At 52.5% G+C, this 17400-nt stretch carries 17 protein-coding genes; 11 read left to right on the forward strand and 6 right to left on the reverse strand.

What is annotated here, in order from left to right; all coding sequences use genetic code 11:
• The first annotated feature begins 75 nt into the window (after positions 1–75).
• The 3 genes from MED297_RS01790 to cynS are packed head-to-tail and all read left to right on the forward strand — an operon-like array spanning position 76 to position 3201.
• On the forward strand, positions 76–930 hold the full coding sequence (locus MED297_RS01790; RefSeq protein WP_040556389.1) for a formate/nitrite transporter family protein: 855 nt from the start codon (positions 76–78) through the stop codon (positions 928–930).
• 9 nt (positions 931–939) lie between these two features.
• Positions 940–2757 (forward strand): bifunctional protein-serine/threonine kinase/phosphatase, encoded by a 1818-nt coding sequence (locus MED297_RS01795; protein ID WP_008041799.1) that lies wholly within the window; start codon positions 940–942, stop codon positions 2755–2757.
• Positions 2758–2760: 3 nt separating this feature from the next.
• On the forward strand, positions 2761–3201 hold the full coding sequence (cynS, locus tag MED297_RS01800) for a cyanase (protein ID WP_008041800.1): 441 nt from the start codon (positions 2761–2763) through the stop codon (positions 3199–3201).
• Positions 3202–3284: 83 nt separating this feature from the next.
• Here the strand turns inward: cynS and MED297_RS01805 are convergent, their stop codons facing one another.
• Positions 3285–4289, reverse strand: a complete 1005-nt coding sequence (locus tag MED297_RS01805) for a nickel/cobalt transporter (protein ID WP_008041801.1) — start codon at positions 4287–4289, stop codon at positions 3285–3287.
• 77 nt (positions 4290–4366) lie between these two features.
• Complete coding sequence (locus MED297_RS01810) at positions 4367–5479, reverse strand: zinc ABC transporter substrate-binding protein (protein ID WP_008041803.1); 1113 nt, start codon at positions 5477–5479, stop codon at positions 4367–4369.
• 96 nt (positions 5480–5575) lie between these two features.
• Between MED297_RS01810 and MED297_RS01815 the strand changes: the two genes are divergently transcribed.
• The 6 genes from MED297_RS01815 to MED297_RS01840 all read left to right on the forward strand — a co-directional run bounded on the left by MED297_RS01815 (position 5576) and on the right by MED297_RS01840 (position 10604).
• A complete protein-coding gene (locus tag MED297_RS01815) occupies positions 5576–6271 on the forward strand; it encodes a metal ABC transporter ATP-binding protein (RefSeq protein WP_237613400.1) in 696 nt (231 codons plus the stop codon).
• 18 nt (positions 6272–6289) lie between these two features.
• Positions 6290–7144: a metal ABC transporter permease gene (locus MED297_RS01820; RefSeq protein WP_008041806.1), complete on the forward strand. Its 855-nt coding sequence runs from the start codon at positions 6290–6292 to the stop codon at positions 7142–7144.
• Positions 7137–8342, forward strand: coding sequence for a zinc metallochaperone GTPase ZigA (gene zigA / locus MED297_RS01825; RefSeq protein WP_008041807.1), 1206 nt, complete (start codon positions 7137–7139; stop codon positions 8340–8342). Before MED297_RS01820 ends, zigA begins: the two co-directional genes overlap by 8 nt.
• Positions 8339–9007, forward strand: coding sequence for a DUF1826 domain-containing protein (locus MED297_RS01830; protein WP_008041808.1), 669 nt, complete (start codon positions 8339–8341; stop codon positions 9005–9007). Before zigA ends, MED297_RS01830 begins: the two co-directional genes overlap by 4 nt.
• The gene (locus tag MED297_RS01835; RefSeq protein WP_008041810.1) at positions 9004–9489 is read left to right on the forward strand and encodes a Fur family transcriptional regulator; all 486 of its coding nucleotides are present in this window, start codon (positions 9004–9006) and stop codon (positions 9487–9489) included. Before MED297_RS01830 ends, MED297_RS01835 begins: the two co-directional genes overlap by 4 nt.
• A 110-nt stretch (positions 9490–9599) precedes the next feature.
• Positions 9600–10604: a CobW family GTP-binding protein gene (locus MED297_RS01840; RefSeq protein ID WP_008041813.1), complete on the forward strand. Its 1005-nt coding sequence runs from the start codon at positions 9600–9602 to the stop codon at positions 10602–10604.
• A 136-nt stretch (positions 10605–10740) separates the two neighbouring features.
• Here the strand turns inward: MED297_RS01840 and MED297_RS01845 are convergent, their stop codons facing one another.
• Both MED297_RS01845 and MED297_RS21995 read right to left on the reverse strand, forming a co-directional pair.
• On the reverse strand, positions 10741–12009 hold the full coding sequence (locus MED297_RS01845) for a nitrate- and nitrite sensing domain-containing protein (RefSeq protein WP_008041815.1): 1269 nt from the start codon (positions 12007–12009) through the stop codon (positions 10741–10743).
• A gap of 500 nt (positions 12010–12509) precedes the next feature.
• Positions 12510–12887, reverse strand: coding sequence for a hypothetical protein (locus MED297_RS21995; protein WP_154650816.1), 378 nt, complete (start codon positions 12885–12887; stop codon positions 12510–12512).
• 250 nt (positions 12888–13137) lie between these two features.
• On the opposite strand from MED297_RS21995, the gene MED297_RS01855 reads away from it, so the two are divergent.
• Positions 13138–13650 carry a hypothetical protein gene (locus MED297_RS01855; protein WP_154650817.1) on the forward strand — a complete coding sequence of 171 codons (513 nt, stop codon included), beginning with the start codon at positions 13138–13140 and terminating at the stop codon, positions 13648–13650.
• Positions 13651–13826: 176 nt separating this feature from the next.
• On the opposite strand, the gene MED297_RS01860 is transcribed toward MED297_RS01855, so the two are convergent.
• A complete protein-coding gene (locus MED297_RS01860) occupies positions 13827–15488 on the reverse strand; it encodes a thiamine pyrophosphate-dependent enzyme (protein WP_008041825.1) in 1662 nt (553 codons plus the stop codon).
• A gap of 32 nt (positions 15489–15520) precedes the next feature.
• On the reverse strand, positions 15521–16450 hold the full coding sequence (locus tag MED297_RS01865) for a LysR family transcriptional regulator (protein WP_008041826.1): 930 nt from the start codon (positions 16448–16450) through the stop codon (positions 15521–15523).
• Between the two features lie 92 nt (positions 16451–16542).
• Here MED297_RS01865 and MED297_RS01870 point away from each other — a divergent pair, with 92 nt between their 5' ends.
• Positions 16543–17397: an SDR family oxidoreductase gene (locus tag MED297_RS01870; RefSeq protein WP_008041828.1), complete on the forward strand. Its 855-nt coding sequence runs from the start codon at positions 16543–16545 to the stop codon at positions 17395–17397.
• Positions 17398–17400: the final 3 nt, after the last annotated feature.

Here is a 17400-nt window from a genome sequence, read left to right on the forward strand (position 1 = left end):
AGGGCTTTTTTTTGTGCCTGAAACGGTTCGCTACGGAACAAGCCGTGGTAGGACAACACACAAGAGGACAGGACTATGTCATATCTAGAGCCAAATGAGTTCGTTTCGAAAATGGTCGACGCGGGCGAATCCAAAGTGTTTATGTCGACAAAAGATACCTTTATCCGTGCCTTCATGGCCGGTGCTATTTTGGGCTTAGCCGCCGTCTTTGCGATTACCGTCGCCACCTCGACCGGATCACCGATCTTAGGGGCTGTACTGTTCCCGGTAGGCTTCATGATGCTTTATCTGATGAAGTTCGACTTGCTGACTGGTGTCTTTACGTTGGTACCGTTAGCGGTGTTGGATAAGCGACCTGGTGTGACCGTGAACCAGATGCTGCGTAACTGGGGATTGGTGTTTTTAGGCAACTTTGCCGGTGCATTAACCACGGCGTTTATGATCGCGTTTATCCTGACCTATGGTTTTAACACCGATGGCGGCGCGTTGGCGGCGAAGGTCAGCACCATTGGCGAGTCGCGTACGTTGGGTTATGCCGAGCATGGTGTGGCCGGTTGGTTCACCATCTTTATCCGCGGCATGCTATGCAACTGGATGGTTTCGATGGGCGTGGTGGGCGCGATGATTTCAACCTCCGCGACCGGGAAGATGGCCGCGATGTGGATGCCGGTGATGCTGTTCTTCTTTATGGGCTTTGAGCACTCCATTGTGAACATGTTTCTGTTCCCGTTCTCCATGATCATGGGTGGTGAGTTCACCTTCTCTCAATACATCATCTGGAATGAGCTGCCAACGGCCTTGGGGAACCTGGTCGGCGGGATTGCGCTGGTCGGATTACCACTCTATCTGACCCACGTTCGTACCAGTCCGGCTCGTCAGCTGGCCGGTGCTAAACCGGTTGCGACTTCAGCTGCGAACGCTAACGCGTAAGACATTGCCATGACGACCCTCACTGACTCACAACAGAACCTGACTCGCCGTCTTCAGGTTCAGGTGGGTCAGTGCAGCCGAGCCGGGCGTAAACCGCGCCAACAGGATTACTGCGGGGTGCATTGTCCGGACGGTTCGGCATTGAATCAAAAGGGCGTGGTGGTGGCGCTGGCCGACGGTATCAGCTCCAGTGACGTCAGCCACATCGCCAGCCAGACCTGCGTGAGTACCTTGCTCGACGATTACTATGCGACACCGGATACCTGGGGTGTCAGCGCATCGGTAAAGAAGGTACTGCAGTCGTTGAACTCCTGGCTGTATGCGCAAACCCGAAACAGTGTTTATCGTTACCATCTCGACAAAGGTTATGTCTGTACGTTAAGCGGTTTGGTGCTCCGTTCGCAGACCGCGACCATCTTTCATGTTGGTGACTCTAGAGTATGTCGCGTTGTTGGCAACGCACTGGAACCATTGACCGAAGATCATCGGGTGTCGATTGGCGAGGGGCATTCGTTGTCCCGCGCCATGGGCATGCGCGAACATCTGGACTTGCAGATTCTTCAACAGAAAATAGAGGTTGGCGATGTTTTTGTGTTGATGACCGATGGTGTTTACGACTGGGTTTCACCAACAGAACTGGTTCGTCTGCTGGCGGCATCGGATACAGATTTGAACGCCGCTGCAGAGTCGATCGTGCAACGTGCATTGGACAATGGGAGTGACGATAACTTAAGCCTGCAGTTGGTTCGTGTTCAACAGGTGCCGGCGGCACGGTTAGATGAGTTCAGCGACGATCAAACAGTGGCGCTTCCGGTTCCTGAAGCCCTGAGTGTCGGTCAACTGTTGGATGACTATCGCATTCAACGAATTTTGCATGCCAATCACCGCAGTATGGTGTATCTGGCCAGTGATCCCACGACCGGGCAACCGTTGGTCTTAAAAGTACCGACACCGGGAGCGGCGTCGAACCCGGAGGTGTTGGCATCGTTCTGGAAAGAGGCCTGGGTCGCTCAACGGGTACGACACGCCAGTCTGTCGAAAGCCGCTCCGGTTACCAAAGAACGACGCGCCTGTTATCTGCCGCTTGAGTATTTTCCCGGTCAGAACCTGTCGCAATGGCGAGACGATCACGGTCAGCCGACGCTGACGGACGTTCGGACCATTGTTGAGCAGGTCGCCAAGGGTGTGCAGGCGATGCATCGTATGCACATGATCCATCAGGACATACGACCACAGAATATTCTGATCAATAAACATGGCCAGATCCGGATCATTGATTACGGCGCAACGCGAATCGAAGGGTTGCAGGAAACCGACCGGCCGGCACAGCAGTTGTTGCAGGGCGAGCTGCAGTTTTCGGCGCCGGAGTGTTTGCTGGGCTGGCCGGGTACTGAACAGAGCGATCTGTATGCTCTGGCGTGCCTGACCTATTTTTTACTGAGTGGTCGTTTGCCCTATCCCGCGGCGTTACAGCGCGCGGGAAGTCGCTCAGCACAGCGCAAGATCCGATACATCAGTCTGCATGAGTACAAGGTGGATGTCCCTCCTTGGTTAGACATGACCCTACGTAAAGCATTGCACATTGACCCGGCACATCGCTATTCGACCCTGTCAGAGTTTGTGTTCGATCTGACCCATCCCAACCCGGCTTTTACCCGAAGCGGGTCGGTTCCGTTTATTGAAAAACACCCCGTGGTGTTCTGGCAGAGCGTGTCAGCGATCTTGTTGTTTTTGCTGCTCATTCTGGCCGGTACACACCCGGGTATCCTTGCGCGCAAATCCGAACTTATCACGGGACAATCCGTCCCACTCGCACAACAGAGGTGATTTATGAATAAAATCCAAATGACTGAAACCATCATCAACGCCAAACTGTCGAAAGCCGTCAGTTGGGAATCGCTCGCGGCCGAAGTTGGTCTGGACCCGGTGTTTCTGACCTCCGCTTGTTTGGGGATGAACAGCTTGAAAGCGGAGGCTGCAGAAAGCCTTTGTCGCCTGCTAGAATTGCCCGATAGCATCGCTACTCAATTGCAACAATGCCCGTTAAAACAATGGGATCAAGCCGTTCCGACCGATCCGCTGATCTATCGGCTGTATGAAATTGTTGGCGTCTATGGCGGCACCATCAAAGAGTTGATTCACGAAAAATTTGGTGACGGCATTATGAGCGCGATCGATTTCAGTATGAACATTGAGAAAGAAGAGAACCCAGCGGGTGATCGCGTTAAAGTCACTATGAATGGTAAGTTCTTGCCTTATAAAAGTTGGTGAAACCTGGTTTGCTCAAACAGAGCTCTGTTCGATCAGGGCTCTGAGGTCTCTATTTACCCAGAGCCGCCGGCCGACTTACCGATTCAGAACAGGGGGTGCTGTATGGCATTCTGCAGACTGGTCAGTAACAGGCTCCAACCGAGGGCGACTAAAAAAACACCGCCGAATGCGGAAAAGATGATTCCGGTTTTACGGTGATGGTGCCCGTTGGGGTGTGCTGTTGCCAAAGTTTGAAGCCGATCTCGAAAAAAGATGGTCACGATGCCAATCAAGGCAATAGAGACGCCGGTACCGATGCCCATCATTAAGGTCGCTCCTACGCCAACCCAGTACACACCGACGACATGGGCGTAAATTAACGTAATGATGGCGCCGGTGCAGGGGCGGGCGCCCATTGTCATGATCACGGTCAGGGTCTGCCACACCGTTAGGCTTTTCTCAGGCACGTAGGTATGACAACAATGGTCGTGATTGTGATCGTGGCTATGGTCGTGATGGCTGGGGTCATGGTCGTTGTGGTTGTGGTGATGAACGGTTTGATGCGGATTCTCATCAGGCGGTGTTGCCGAACAAGCCGGCGCTTGAACGTGAGTGCGGTTGAACGGATTAAACGCTTTTATTGCCCTGAAAAACAGAAAAGCCCCAAACACGATGACCAGAACATAGGAACTTTGCTCAGCCCTCAGACTGACCAGGTTAACCTGCTTAAACGTTTGACTGAGCAAGACTGACATCAGGCTGACCAGCAAGATCGCGATGATTGACTGGAAGACTGCGGCAGAAAAAGAAATGAACACACCCTGTCGAACGGTTTCTTTTTGCGTGGACAGGTAAGTCACCAGAACCGCCTTGCCGTGGCCTGGACCAATCGCATGAAAAATACCGTATACAAATGCCAGGCCTGTAAGCAATAACCCACTGACCGTAGGGGTTTGGTTAAACTGGCGAATGTGTTCAGAAAGTGCGTGATGAAAAGCCGTTTGGCTTCGGTCAATGAACAGCACTATGTCGGTCCACGAAAGCCAGATAATCAGCGCTGCAGTCAGGATCAGAATAACACTGAGAGAAGCGTAAAGAGTGCGTGTCATGAGCTGGAATCGACTTATATTGGATGGAGAAAAAGGCACAGACGAGAGCGTCTGTGCCGCTAAGCGATAACGGTGAATTACGAGGCGCAGTTACTGAGACTTTGCATCAAGCGTAGAATCAACGTCTGGTACTGATTCACGCCTGGTTCAATATCAACCCCCAGCGGATCCATGATGCCGGTATAGACATCGGTTCCATCAAAAACGGTTTTCACCAGATTCGGGTTAAATTGGGGTTCGGTAAAGATACAGCTCACGTTGAGATCGTTAACCGTTTGACGAATCTCTGCAACACGGGCGGGGCTTGGGTCGGATGCGTCAGAGACGGATAAGGCACCACTGGCCAGCACATCAAAGCGTGTCTCAAAATATTGATAGGCATCGTGAAAGACAATGAATTTCACATCACCTAAGGCATCGGCTTCGGCCTGAAGTTCGGTTATCAGACGATCCAGTTCGTTTGATGCCTGTTCGGCATTGCGGCGATAGCGTTCAGCATTGGCGGGGTCCTGTTCAGCCAGGGTTGTTGCGATGTGCTGAAGCCATGCTTGCGCGTTGACAGGATCGAGCCAGACATGTGGATCGTCCCCATCATGTGAATGTGCATGACCCCCATGGTCGTGTTCATCGTGCTCGTGTTCGTGAGCGTCGTGGTCATGGTCGTGTTCATCGTGCTCGTCATGCTCATGCTCGTGGGCGTCATGGTCGTGATCATCATGCTCGTGCTCGTCATGCTCATGTTCGTGGGCGTCATGATCGTGGTCGTGATCATCATGGTCGTGCTCGTCATGCTTATGCTCGTGGTCGTCATGATTGTGATCATGTGCCTCAAAAGTGGCCCCTTCCCGGAACGACAATAATTGTGTACCGCTCGAGTCCATCAAAGAAACGATCTCTGCCGAACCGGCCAGACTGTCCAGAGACTTATCCAACCAGGGCGTCAGGTCCTCACCAATCCAGAAAACAATGTCTGCTTTTGACAGCGCGCGAGCTTCTGAAGGGCGCAGGTTGTATTCGTGTGGTGAGTTTTCTGGTTTGATCAATAACGCCGGTTCACCGATACCGCGCATGACCTGTGCGACCAGTGAATGAACCGGGGCAATGTCAGTCACGACCTTTGGCACGTCCGCCAGGGTGGCCGTGCTCAATGTCAGTATGGACACCGACAGAGCGATTTTCTTAAGCAGCATGGGATCTCCTTTGGGGTTGTTGAGTGTGGTGACAACTCTAAATGATATGATGTATCATAACAAATATAATTTGCGAGCGCCGTTGGAGAATGACCATTGTTAATCCGTGTTGAGGGGTTGAGTGCCCAAATTTCCGGGCGCGAAGTACTACGTGATATCAGTATGGGCGTTGAAGCGGGTGAAATTGTCACGCTGGTCGGACCGAACGGGTCCGGTAAAACCTCGCTGCTGAAAACGCTGATTGGAGCCCTGACACCCAGCCAGGGTCGGGTGTTAAAAGATCAAGGGCTTCGACTCGCCTATGTTCCCCAAAAGCTGCATGTTGAGCCTATGTTGCCGATGACGGTGGCGCGTTTTCTCAGTTTACCCAAAAAGAAAACCGCATCGAGCATCGCTCAGGCGCTGACGGCCGCAGGTGTGCCGGGTATAGAAAAGCAGTCGATTCAAGGCCTGTCCGGTGGGCAGTTTCAGCGCGTGCAACTGGCGCGCGCGATGATGGATAAACCCAATCTGCTGCTGCTCGATGAAGCCACCCAACGTTTAGACCACGTTGGCATTGCGGATTTCTATCATCAGATCGCCGCGATTCGACGTGATACGAATTGCGCGGTTCTGATGGTCAGTCACGATCTCAATGTTGTCATGCGGCAGACTGATCGGGTGATTTGTCTGAACACACACATCTGTTGCCAAGGCAAGCCCGATCACGGAGTTCCTCACAGGAGTATCAGCGTCTCTTTGGGCTCGGCGATGCGCATTTGGCCTTGTATCACCATCAGCCGGATGCCGTAGCGGCACAGGAGACACAACGTGCTGGATGATTTTCTGATTCGAGCCGCCCTGGCCGGGTTAGGGGTTAACCTGACGGCCGCACCGCTTGGGTGTTTCGTGATTTGGCGGCGAATGGCGTATTTAGGTGACGCCACCGCCCATGCCTCGATCCTTGGGGTAGCGTTGTCGCTCATTTTTTCGCTTCCATTAACGTTGAGTGTGCTGCTGACGGCCTCGCTGATGGCGCTGTTATCGCTGGCTTTATCCAACCGGGGTTGGGCAATGGATACGTTGTTAGGGGTGCTGTCGCATTCCGCTTTGGCCATTGGGTTGGTAGCGGTTTCCTTCGTGTCGGGTATCCGCATTGATCTGATGGCCTATTTATTTGGTGACATTTTGGCCGTGAGCCAAACCGACTTGCTCACGATCTGGGTGGGTGCCTTTCTTGTTGTCGGGATGTTGGCCTACCGATGGTCAAATCTCTTACTGGTGACGCTGAATCCGGATCTTGCTATTGCTAGCGGTATCGACCCAAAACGAGAACAATTGATCCTAACGCTGTCGTTGGCTGTGGTCGTGGCGGTTGCCATTAAGATTGTGGGTGTCTTATTGATTGTCGCGATGTTGATTATTCCGGCAGCGGGCGCGCGACCCTTAAGCCGAACACCCGAGACCATGGCGATGCTTTCGGCGGTCATTGGCGGCAGCGCCAGCGGGCTTGGATTGATCGCTTCGTATCAGTTCGATACGCCGACCGGCCCCACCATTGTCTGTACCGCGACCCTGCTGTTTTTACTGATCAATGCGATGCGTCCTGCCATTGATTGGATTCTGAAAAGTCGGCAAAAAGACCGGCAAGCCCAACCACTCAACACTGGAGAGAGACATGGCTGATAAAAAAATACCCGTGACGGTACTGTCGGGGTTTCTGGGTGCCGGAAAGACGACGGTACTCAGTCACATTCTGAACAATCGCGAAGGCAAGCGCGTCGCTGTCATCGTCAATGACATGAGTGAAATTAATATTGATTCGGCAATTGTGCAGAACGATGTTTCGTTAAACCGGCACGAGGAAAAGCTGGTCGAAATGAGTAATGGCTGCATTTGCTGCACTTTGCGCGAAGACCTGTTGTTAGAAGTCCGCAAGCTCGCCGAAGATGGTCGCTTCGACTATCTGGTCATTGAGTCAACGGGGATATCTGAGCCGTTGCCGGTCGCGGAAACCTTCACCTTTGCCGATGAAGACGGCGTGTCACTATCCGATGTTGCTACACTCGATACGATGGTCACGGTGGTCGATGCCGTAAATTTCATGACCGATTACGAGCAGGCGAAATCGCTGCAGGAAACCGATGAATCGTTGGGCGACGAGGATCATCGCAGTGTGGCGGATCTGCTGGTGGATCAGGTCGAGTTTGCCGATATCCTGCTGATCAGCAAAGCCGATTTGGTGTCGGAAGCCGACATCGACAAACTGACCGCGATTCTGCGCTCGCTGAATACCGAGGCGAGTATTTTGCCCATCACCCATGGAGCGGTGCCGATCAACGAGGTTTTAAACACTGGGCGTTTCGACTTCAACAAAGCACAGTTGGCCCCAGGGTGGCTGAAGGAGCTGCGTGGCGAACATGTTCCGGAAACGGAAGAATATGGCATCGGCAGTTTCAGTTATGTGGCGCGACGACCGTTTCACCCGCAAAAGTTTTTTGACTTTCTGCATGGGACGTCACCGTATGGGAAACTGATTCGCTCGAAAGGTTTCTTCTGGTTGGCAACCCGCCCGGAATTTGCCGGGCAATGGAGCCAGGCGGGTGGGATCGCGCATTATGGATTTGCCGGATTATTTTGGAAGGCCGTACCGAAAGATCGATGGCCAGACGATCCCGAGTACCTTAACGCCATCCGTGAGCACTGGGTTGAGCCGTTTGGTGATATGCGTCAGGAACTGGTTTTTATCGGCCAGGGTTTGGACAAAGACGCCATGGTGGCCGCGCTCGATCAGTGCCTGCTGACTGAGGAAGAAGTGCTGCAGGGGAAAGAGGTTTGGAAGACATTGCCCGATCCGTTTCCAGCGTGGGAGGCCGCGCAATGACCGCACAACCATTCACTCAATCGCTTTCGTTCAGCCGTGGTCAGAGTCCAATGACGCTGGCCGATATTTATCAGGACGAGATCAACATAGCGATTTGGGAGCGTTCGCTCCATCCGGAACTGGTCCGCGCCGTTTCGACTATATTGACGTCAACGTCAACGCTCAATCTGGCCTGTACCGTATCGGTGTCCAACTGCGTGGACACCTTAACCAAAGAACTCGGTGGCGATGCGCCAGCGCACCGGTTAGCAAGAGACATCGGCAATCTCGTCGATATGTATTGCTGCCTGTTCGATCTGGATGTGGTCGCCCTGCGACTCACCAAGTTAGACCGAGCCATGTGCCCGAAATTTCATGTCGATCATGTGCCTGCACGCTTGGTCACAACGTATCAGGGCGTCGGATCGGAATGGCTAGAGAACTGGGCCGTCGATCGTAGACGATTGGGCCGCGCAAGTGCCGGCATCCCGGATGATCAATCTGGTCTGTATGGTCAACATCATGACATACAAAAGCTCGTCGCCGGCGATGTTGCGCTGCTCAAAGGCGAACGTTGGATCGGAAACGAAGGGCGGGGCATCGTGCATCGGTCGCCTGCTGTGGCCGACGGCGAGCCGCGGTTGTTGTTGACGTTCGATTTTACGGAATCGGATGAGGCATCATGAGCATTCCGTCGGCGTCGTCAAGACCGGATATTCATAAGGATGTCCGCGTGGCTGAGCACCAGTGCCAGGTCTCTGGTCGACGTTTGACAATAAAACGGCGGCAGTTACTGGTCATCTTGCTTGAACAGGAGAAAGCGGTGTCCGCCTACGAACTGATTGACTGCTATTATCAAAAGCATCACGAGCGACTGCCGCCGACGTCGATTTATCGAATGCTTGAATTTCTTGAACAGGAGCAGCTGGCTCATAAGCTAAAATTGGCCAATAAGTATGTCGCTTGTGCACACATCGCCGGCTGTGGTTCTCACCACGCGCCGCAGTTTTTAATCTGTTCGCACTGCTACCGGGTGAAGGAAGTGATCTTGAGCGATACAGCCATGGCGGATTTGAAAGCGGTCTCTGCCGCCGCTGGATTTAAAATGGAAGCACCGCAATTGGAAATCAGTTGCGTTTGTTTTGACTGTCAATCCAAACTCAGGTGACGCGGAAAGCGCTGTTTTAGCAGGCCACTGATATGGTCTCAAACGAAGCACGATGGTCTGAGGTTTATAACACTATGGTTTCGTTATTTTAATGGCTTCAGGGCAGACGTATGGCAACTTCTTCAGCTTCATTAACATCGGTTCCAACCAATATCATTACCGGCTTTCTGGGCGTCGGGAAAACCTCGGCTATCCTTAACTTGTTGAAACATAAACCCGCGCATGAGCGCTGGGCCATTCTGGTGAATGAGTTTGGCGAAATCGGAGTGGATGGCGCGCTTATTGACTCGCAACCCACCAACGCGCAAGGCGTTTTTATTCGGGAAGTGCCCGGTGGTTGTATGTGCTGTGCGGCTGGCGTGCCCATGCAGGTGGCGCTGAATGAGCTTCTGAAACAGGCCCGACCCGATCGATTATTGATTGAGCCGACCGGGCTTGGGCATCCAAAGGAAGTCTTATCGGTGCTGACCGGTGAACACTATCGGTCGGTATTGAGCCTGCAAAAAACCGTGACGCTGGTCGATGCCCGTAAACTGACGGATGAACGCTATACCCGACATGAGACCTTTAATCAGCAGATTGCCATTGCTGACCTCGTCGTCGGGAATAAAACGGATTTGTACGCGCCGGAGGAATTCACGCGGTTGGTTGAATATGTGGCAGATCAGGCGCGACCAGGAACCGAAGTCCGCTTTGTTGAGCAAGGGCGAATCGATGTGGATCTCCTTTTGGGTGAGAGTGATTCTGCCGACGTCACCGCATCGACGCATCACCATCATCACCCATCCGATCAGCCACTCGCTGCCGAAAAACGGTTTCCGGCGTCGGGGGTGATTAAAGCGGCGAATGAGGGCGAAGGATATGTCAGTTTGGGGTGGCGAATTACGCCAGAGAAACTGTTCGATTATGAACGGGTGCAGGGCTTTATTGCCCAAGCCGATGTCGAGCGCCTCAAAGCCGTTTTTATTACCGAGCGAGGCATTTTCAGCGTGAACAAGTCGGAAGACAACGTGCAGCAGATGGCGTTGGATGAGTACAGCGAAAGCCGCATCGAAGTCATCGCACTCCAGGTCGACCCAACATTGGAAACTGAGTTGTTGGCCTGCTTGCGGTAGTGGACCATGCGGGAAGTTTAGTCACACAGCTCGACGCCACTGAGGCTATAACGTCGTTGGGAAATCTTGACACAGCCCCACTATACCTGCGATTTCCCGCCTTGTTCTGACCTCACAGGCTGCTAGCTTTCGCTACTCAGCCCCAGTGGTCGATGTTCAGGATGGTGTCGGCAATCTCCACCAGACGTTGATTGTGCCGCATCGCGGAGCTGCGCAGTTCGCGATGAGCCGCTTCTTCGCTGATGTCCATCTTAGCCATCAGCACCCCCTTAGCCCGTTCGATCAGTTTGCGATCCTCCAGCATCTGCTGAGCCGTTTGCAGATCCGATTCAGCTTGCGCCAATTGTTGCGATTGCTGTTGCACGAGGTCATACAACGGGTGGGCACTCTGTGTCGCCTTCTGACTGACGTTCAAGCGAAAGTTACTGTTCTCATGCGCCAGCGATTGCTGCTGAAAAAACTCCATTGGCTCAACGGGCGGTTGATTCTTGGTGTTCATGAACTGCTGGATCAGTTCCTCGGAGTTTTCAAGTTTCTTTGTGGCGTCGTCGATAAACTCCGTGCAAAGCTGTTGAATGCGCTCAACCAGCGTCTGTTGAATGGTCCAGAGTTTGGAAATACGGTCGCTGCAGCAATCAAACCAGTCGCCACTGCGATCTGGGTCTAAATGAGTGTCGGGGGTCAGCGAATAGAACTCCTGGCGCATCGCCTTAAATGTCGCATTGCTCTGTAATGCATCAAGCTGTTGAATCATTGCACCAATATCGTGCTCGCAAAAGTCAACAAAGGTGGCAAAGTTGCGTTCCTGGTTCTCCTTTAGATGAGTTAACTTGGCCTGATGCTCGGCTTTGCAACCGCCGCCGGCAAACGCCAGAGCCCCGACAGCCCGTTCCTGCCCCGCCAGTTCTTTGCCCTCAACCAGGCTGAACAGACTGACCAGCAACTTACTGATGGTGGGGTGCACGGACGTATCGGCCAGCTCAAATATGAGGTTGATGAGTACGCTGATTAACTGGCTGTAGGTTGTTACAGAGGCGTCGCCCTTAACCTTCAACGCGGTGACATCGGCGCGAAAGGGTTCCATGGCTTCTAAGCCTAGAATGACCCAGGCCAGTTGGTTGGCGATCTTCCGGTTGGCCAGTGCTGGCTCAGAGAGCACTGTTTCTAAGGTTGAGATTAGCAGGTTGGCAATGGTTCGTGACTCACCGATCAGCTGTTCTCTATTGTGCTGAAACCGGGTGCCGCGCGAGGCAATGTAAATACTGCTGGCGCCTCGTTCACTCTGCAGGCAATGAATGAGATGACCGGCCATGCCCGCGAGCATGGCGCGGGTGTGCAAGGCTTTCAGGTCTGCAATCTCCAGTTGTTTAGCGTGCAGCAATACGGCACCGGTCGAGGCCGACATTGGAGGCTCCTTGTTGCGTGATACGGTTCATTCAGCAAGGTCTGTTCCAGTCGCAGCGGCGTCCTGCCAGCTTGTTGGTCTTGAAATTACAAGTTGTCCAAAACGGACAAATTATGAGTACCCGACCACCCTATGTTGACTGCTTAAAGCATAGAGCGGCTGTTGGGTGTTTGGTTTAATTTGCCTGTTTTAATGAGGAAGCAGATATTGGAGTTAATCGTGATCGATTCGCAATAAGCGCTAAAGCGGACGTTATTGTTGACGATTTCAGAGTTTTCGAAAATTGAACTTTTTGTCAGCTTTGTAATACATTTAAAAATGCACAAAGAATTACCTGTCGATACCATCTCTCTGTTAATAGCAGTTCAGTCACAGTTCCTTAAGTTAGCGCGGTTATTCGTGGGGAATATCCATGAATTACCGCACGTGCCGTAAAGCATAGAATCCTATAAGAGCTTTTCTCATTAAAAAATACGAGTAAGCACCGATAATAGGTACTCTCAGGCGCAGTAGTATTCAGAAGAAAACCGCACACGCGGCGTTTTCAGGCCAATCAAATTGACAATAGCCTCTTGAAGGATGACTATGAAGGCTTTAGACGGTTTGGGCCAGAAATGGCGCTCTGTATATGCCGCTCCATAAAAAACCGCGGTAGCGGCATAAGAAACTGTTAATGGTCTCATGAAGAATACGATTCTACTGATTTTTACTCTCCTCTCGTCATTTGCATTTTCAGAATCTTTGGAAAAGACCGATTTCATTGGTGAATGGAAAGCTTCTAATGAGAGTACAACAGCACTACTAATTATAGCGGATGACTTTTCAGGGTCTTTTAAACGAGGAAACGGTGAAGCATTTGTATTTTCTGGAGAAAACATCTTCTTTCAAAAAGATATCGCTATAATAGAATTGTATGTGCCTAAACTCGGAAGCCCAGTGCAAAAGCTAATGTTATCTGGTTGGAAACTGGGTGATACTAGAAAACTATATGGAATGGTTTTGATGTACGACAGTTCAGTGGGCCAATTCAATGGCATTAACTTATCTCTGGACTACAGCAACCATTAACAAATGCAGGCAGTCGACGCGAAAAAGACCGCGCAACTGCTACAAACGTTAAGTGTTATTATGTACTACAAGGTTGTGAAAAAATTCGGGTTAGATTTTGGTTCGGATTGGTCCTCATACAAAGAGTGGAGGAACTTTGAATTCTCTTCCTTTGAGTCTGTGGACGCTTTGCTACGGCCAGACCTTTTTGAACCTAAATCTGATGAAGACTGGGATAACTGTGTCAACGAGGACTATAAGCTAAACTTAATTACGAATCTCGAATATGCAGCTAAAGTCCATTCTCGTTTCAAAAATTCTGATCTAGTCGGTGTTGAAATTGAATTGGAAACGCCACCGAAAGAAACAACTGAGTTACTCGGGTTTGATATATTAGACGAGTATTGCCAAGTATCACTTTTAACTAACTGGGGAAACAACAACGATGTAATTGATACTTCGTTGTGTAAAAACGGACTGATAGGTGATTTTTCTGAAGCACTCAAAATCAGAAATTACCTTAGGAAAGATTTTAAAGAGGACGGGCATGCTGAGTTCTGTGGTATTTGGGCGATCTATACTACAAACACTTAACAACGACGTTCAAAGGTCTGTTATCAGGTATATCATTTCAATCTAAAACACCGTCCTTACAGCCGCTTTCACCATACAGCAGACTTTTAACGCCTTCGAACAGAGGGCTGCATTTCGGCAAAACTGGAGAAAGCGCCCCCTAATAACGAAAAGTCTATGATTCCGTGGCGACTGTTTCAGTCAAGCCACTCCTTCACTTTGGCTTTCATGAAGTTCAGCGCTTGGGCCGGTTCGATAACCGGTGGCATCACCAGCTCATCGGCATTCACCTGAGCATCAATGACAAAGGGTTTTGCACTGGCCATGGCCTGAGTGAAGACGCCGTCGAGTGCGTCAATGTGGTCGACGCGCTGACCGTCCGCGCCGCAGGCTTTGGCGATGGCAACAAAGTCGGCGTTGTGCAGGTCGATACCAAAGGCCGGTAAGCCGGCGGCTTCTTGTTCCAGTTTGATGAACCCGAGTTTTTCATTGTTAAGAATCACGATGACCATTGGCAACTGGTAGTGCACCGCCGTGACCAGATCGGTCATGGTCATGGCAAAGCCGCCGTCACCCGCCAGCGCAACCACGGGTTTGTCGGGAAACGCCAACTTAGCGCCGATGGCTCCGGGTAAGGCGACACCCATGGTGCCCAGCGCCGACGATAAGGTGAATCGCTGTCCGGGTTTCACGGTCAGGTGGCGCGCGGTCCAGGCGTTAACCGTGCCGGTATCGCAGACAAAGATGGCGTCGTCCGGGGCAACATTAGCCAGGCTCTGAATCAGGCTCTGCGGTCGGATGGGTTGTTCGTCCGCGTGTTCGATTTTTTCCTGTGCGTCCCGCCATTTCGCCATGCTCTGTTGGGCTTTTTCCAGAAAACCGGATGATTTCGGTTGGGTATGCTCGAGTAACTGGCTCATGGCCGGTTTCGCCTGACCGACTAAACCGATATCGACCGGATGGCGTTTACCGATCTGTGTCGCGTCACGATCAATCTGGATTACCTTCGCGTCTTGCGGGTAAAAGGCTTTGTAAGGAAAGTCGGTTCCGATCATCAGCAGCAAATCGCACTGTTTAAAGGCATCCATGGCCGGTTTACCGCCGAGTAAGCCCAGGCCGCCGATGCAGTTCGGATGGTCGTCATCGATCACGTCTTTGGCTCGCAGCGTTCGTACGATGGGCGCTTTCAAATGATCGGAAAGCGCAATAAGTTCGTCACGCGCGTCGGCGGTGCCGATGCCTGCAAGAATGCAAATGCGTTCGCTGTCATCGATCAGTTGAGTGGCGTCTTTGCAGTCGGCCATGGAGGGCGCAATGCGGGCGTTGAACTGTACATCGGAGAGTTTGTTATAGGGCAGGTGTGCTTTTTTCTGTGCAATGTCGCTGGGCAAGTTAATGTGGGCGACGCCATGATGACTTAACGCGGCCCGACAACCTTCGAGTATAACGTCCGGAACCTGCTGTTCGGTACTGATGGTCTGGCTGTAAACAGCCACGTCGGAAAACAGGCGCTGCAAGTCCACTTCCTGATGATAGCTTGTACCCAAGTACTGAGTTTCCACCTGGCCGGTAATGGCGATCACCGATGCGTGATCCATCTTTGCATCGTAAAGCCCGTTCAGCAGATGAATGGCCCCCGGGCCGCTGGTGCCGACACAGGCGGTCAGCTCGCCAGTCAGCTTGGCTTGAATGGAGGCGGCGAGGGCACCGGCTTCTTCGTGTTTGACCTGAATAAACTCAATGCCCTCAGTCTGGCGAACGGCTTCCATCAGATCGTTAATGGCGTCTCCGGGGATGCCGAAGAGATGGCGGACGCCCTGTTCTTTAAGGACTTGTACGATCAGTTCTGCAACGTTCATAGAGTGGTCCTTTTTTATGAGTCAGCAAATGACTACGTTGATGGTGCCAGAGCAGATGACGAGGTCAAATCGCTGAACAGGTTTGCTTGCAGCAGAAAATCGATGACTGTGCGGGTGCGCAGGGGGATGTGTCGCCGTGACGGGTAAACCAGATAATAGTTCACCGGGTCCGTTTTCAGCTCAGGGAAAATGGGAATGAGCTCGCCGCTGGCAACTTCCGCTTTCACCGTGGTGGGCAACAGCGACGCGATGCCCACACCGGCTAAGACCATTTGGATCATCAGGTGCGGTGAGTTACAGCGATGCGCGCGTTCTGGTTGAATCACCAGTCGATGATCTTTGAAATGGAAAGGCAGCGCGGCGCGGGGCACCTGCTTGGTCATGACCCAGCGATGCTGATTTAGCTCTTCCGGAGACCGTGGCATACCAAACTGCTCAATGTACTTACGGCTCGCAAATAAACCGAACGATTCCTGATGCATCACGCGGGCAACGACGGAGTCGTCTTTGGGTAAGCTGACGCGTAAAGCCAAATCAATTTGTTGTTCAACCAGGTCTAATGGCTGGTCGTCGAGTATAAAGTCCAGCTCGATGTCCGGGTGCTGCTGCGTAAAGCGTGGCAGCACAGGCAGAATAAAACGATGAGCAAAGTCGTGCGTCATGGTCATGGAAACCCGCCCGCTTGGGGTGTCCGCACCGGCAATGGCTTCAACCCGACTCAGCAGTTGTGGCAACACGCGTGCCTGCTCGTAGATTTTGCGCCCCTCGGTGGTCGTGGTCAGGCGTCGGGTTGAGCGTTGCAACAGCCGCACCTCCAGCCGCGATTCCAGTTGGCTGACCTGCTCACTGATGCGCGAGCGGCTGCTGTTGAGTTGACGGGCCGCCCCAGCGAAGCTGCCACTGTCCACAACTGCGCAATAGATGCCCAGCAGTTTCAGGTCGTTCAGGTCTATTGTACTCAAAATCAGATCATTCCATTCGTTATTGGTCGTCTACTGATTACAATTGTAGAAGCCTACACTGGTTCCGTCATTAACCGAATGAGGAAAAACCGATGATTGCTGTCACAGGTGCAACCGGCCAACTGGGCCAGAAAGTTATGAATCAATTGTTAACAACGGTTCCTGCCGAACAATTGGTGGCCTTAGTCCGTAGCCCGGATAAGGCGGCGGACCTGGCGGGACGCGGAGTTGATGTTCGCAAAGCCGACTACGACCAACCCGACACACTGACCAGTGCACTGGCCGGTGTTGATCGCCTTTTGCTGATTTCCGGCAGTGAAATCGGCCAACGGACACGTCAGCATCAGGCGGTGATCGATGCCGCTAAGGCCCAAGGCGTTGAGCTGTTGGTTTACACCAGCATTTTATCGGCGGATAAATCCCCGCTGAAACTGGCCGAAGAGCACCGGCAAACCGAAGCCGCGTTAAAGGCGTCTGGCGTGCCGCACGTTATCCTGCGCAACGGCTGGTATACCGAAAACTACACCATGGGTCTGGCCGGCAGCCTGGAGCAGGGCGCCATGGCCGGTGCGGCCGGTGAAGGGGTCTTTAATGCCGCCACCCGTCAGGACTATGCCGAAGCCGCCGTCGCCGTACTGACGCGCGAAGACAACACCAGCGGCACCGTATACGAGTTGGCGGGCACTGAGGGCTTTACCCTGGCGCAGTTTGCACAACTGGGCAGTGAACTGAGCGGCAAGCCGCTGACTTACCAGAATATGCCAGAGGCGGATTTTGCTGGTCTGCTGGCGCAGGTGGGTCTGCCTGCCGAATTCGCGGCCATTCTGGCGGATTCGGAAGCCGGTGCCGCGGACGGTTGGCTTGCCAGTGAATCGAAGGATCTGGAGACGCTGATCGGTCGGCCATCAACACCATTGAAGACCGCGATTCAAGACGCGCTGAACTAACAC

This window comes from Reinekea blandensis MED297, assembly GCF_000153185.1.
Classification (GTDB): Bacteria; Pseudomonadota; Gammaproteobacteria; order Pseudomonadales; family Natronospirillaceae; genus Reinekea; species Reinekea blandensis.

What these genes read in the sequence shown, in the direction of transcription:
- MED297_RS01835 (WP_008041810.1), top strand. Translation starts at nt 9,004, where the DNA reads ATGAGCATTCCGTCGGCGTCGTCAAGACCGGATATTCATAAGGATGTC.
- MED297_RS21995 (WP_154650816.1), bottom strand. Translation starts at nt 12,887, where the DNA reads ATGTTTTCTCCAGAAAATACAAATGCTTCACCGTTTCCTCGTTTAAAA.
- MED297_RS01840 (WP_008041813.1), top strand. Translation starts at nt 9,600, where the DNA reads ATGGCAACTTCTTCAGCTTCATTAACATCGGTTCCAACCAATATCATT.
- MED297_RS01810 (WP_008041803.1), bottom strand. Translation starts at nt 5,479, where the DNA reads ATGCTGCTTAAGAAAATCGCTCTGTCGGTGTCCATACTGACATTGAGC.
- MED297_RS01860 (WP_008041825.1), bottom strand. Translation starts at nt 15,488, where the DNA reads ATGAACGTTGCAGAACTGATCGTACAAGTCCTTAAAGAACAGGGCGTC.
- MED297_RS01870 (WP_008041828.1), top strand. Translation starts at nt 16,543, where the DNA reads ATGATTGCTGTCACAGGTGCAACCGGCCAACTGGGCCAGAAAGTTATG.
- MED297_RS01805 (WP_008041801.1), bottom strand. Translation starts at nt 4,289, where the DNA reads ATGACACGCACTCTTTACGCTTCTCTCAGTGTTATTCTGATCCTGACT.
- zigA (WP_008041807.1), top strand. Translation starts at nt 7,137, where the DNA reads ATGGCTGATAAAAAAATACCCGTGACGGTACTGTCGGGGTTTCTGGGT.
- MED297_RS01830 (WP_008041808.1), top strand. Translation starts at nt 8,339, where the DNA reads ATGACCGCACAACCATTCACTCAATCGCTTTCGTTCAGCCGTGGTCAG.
- MED297_RS01790 (WP_040556389.1), top strand. Translation starts at nt 76, where the DNA reads ATGTCATATCTAGAGCCAAATGAGTTCGTTTCGAAAATGGTCGACGCG.
- MED297_RS01845 (WP_008041815.1), bottom strand. Translation starts at nt 12,009, where the DNA reads ATGTCGGCCTCGACCGGTGCCGTATTGCTGCACGCTAAACAACTGGAG.
- cynS (WP_008041800.1), top strand. Translation starts at nt 2,761, where the DNA reads ATGAATAAAATCCAAATGACTGAAACCATCATCAACGCCAAACTGTCG.
- MED297_RS01855 (WP_154650817.1), top strand. Translation starts at nt 13,138, where the DNA reads ATGTACTACAAGGTTGTGAAAAAATTCGGGTTAGATTTTGGTTCGGAT.
- MED297_RS01795 (WP_008041799.1), top strand. Translation starts at nt 940, where the DNA reads ATGACGACCCTCACTGACTCACAACAGAACCTGACTCGCCGTCTTCAG.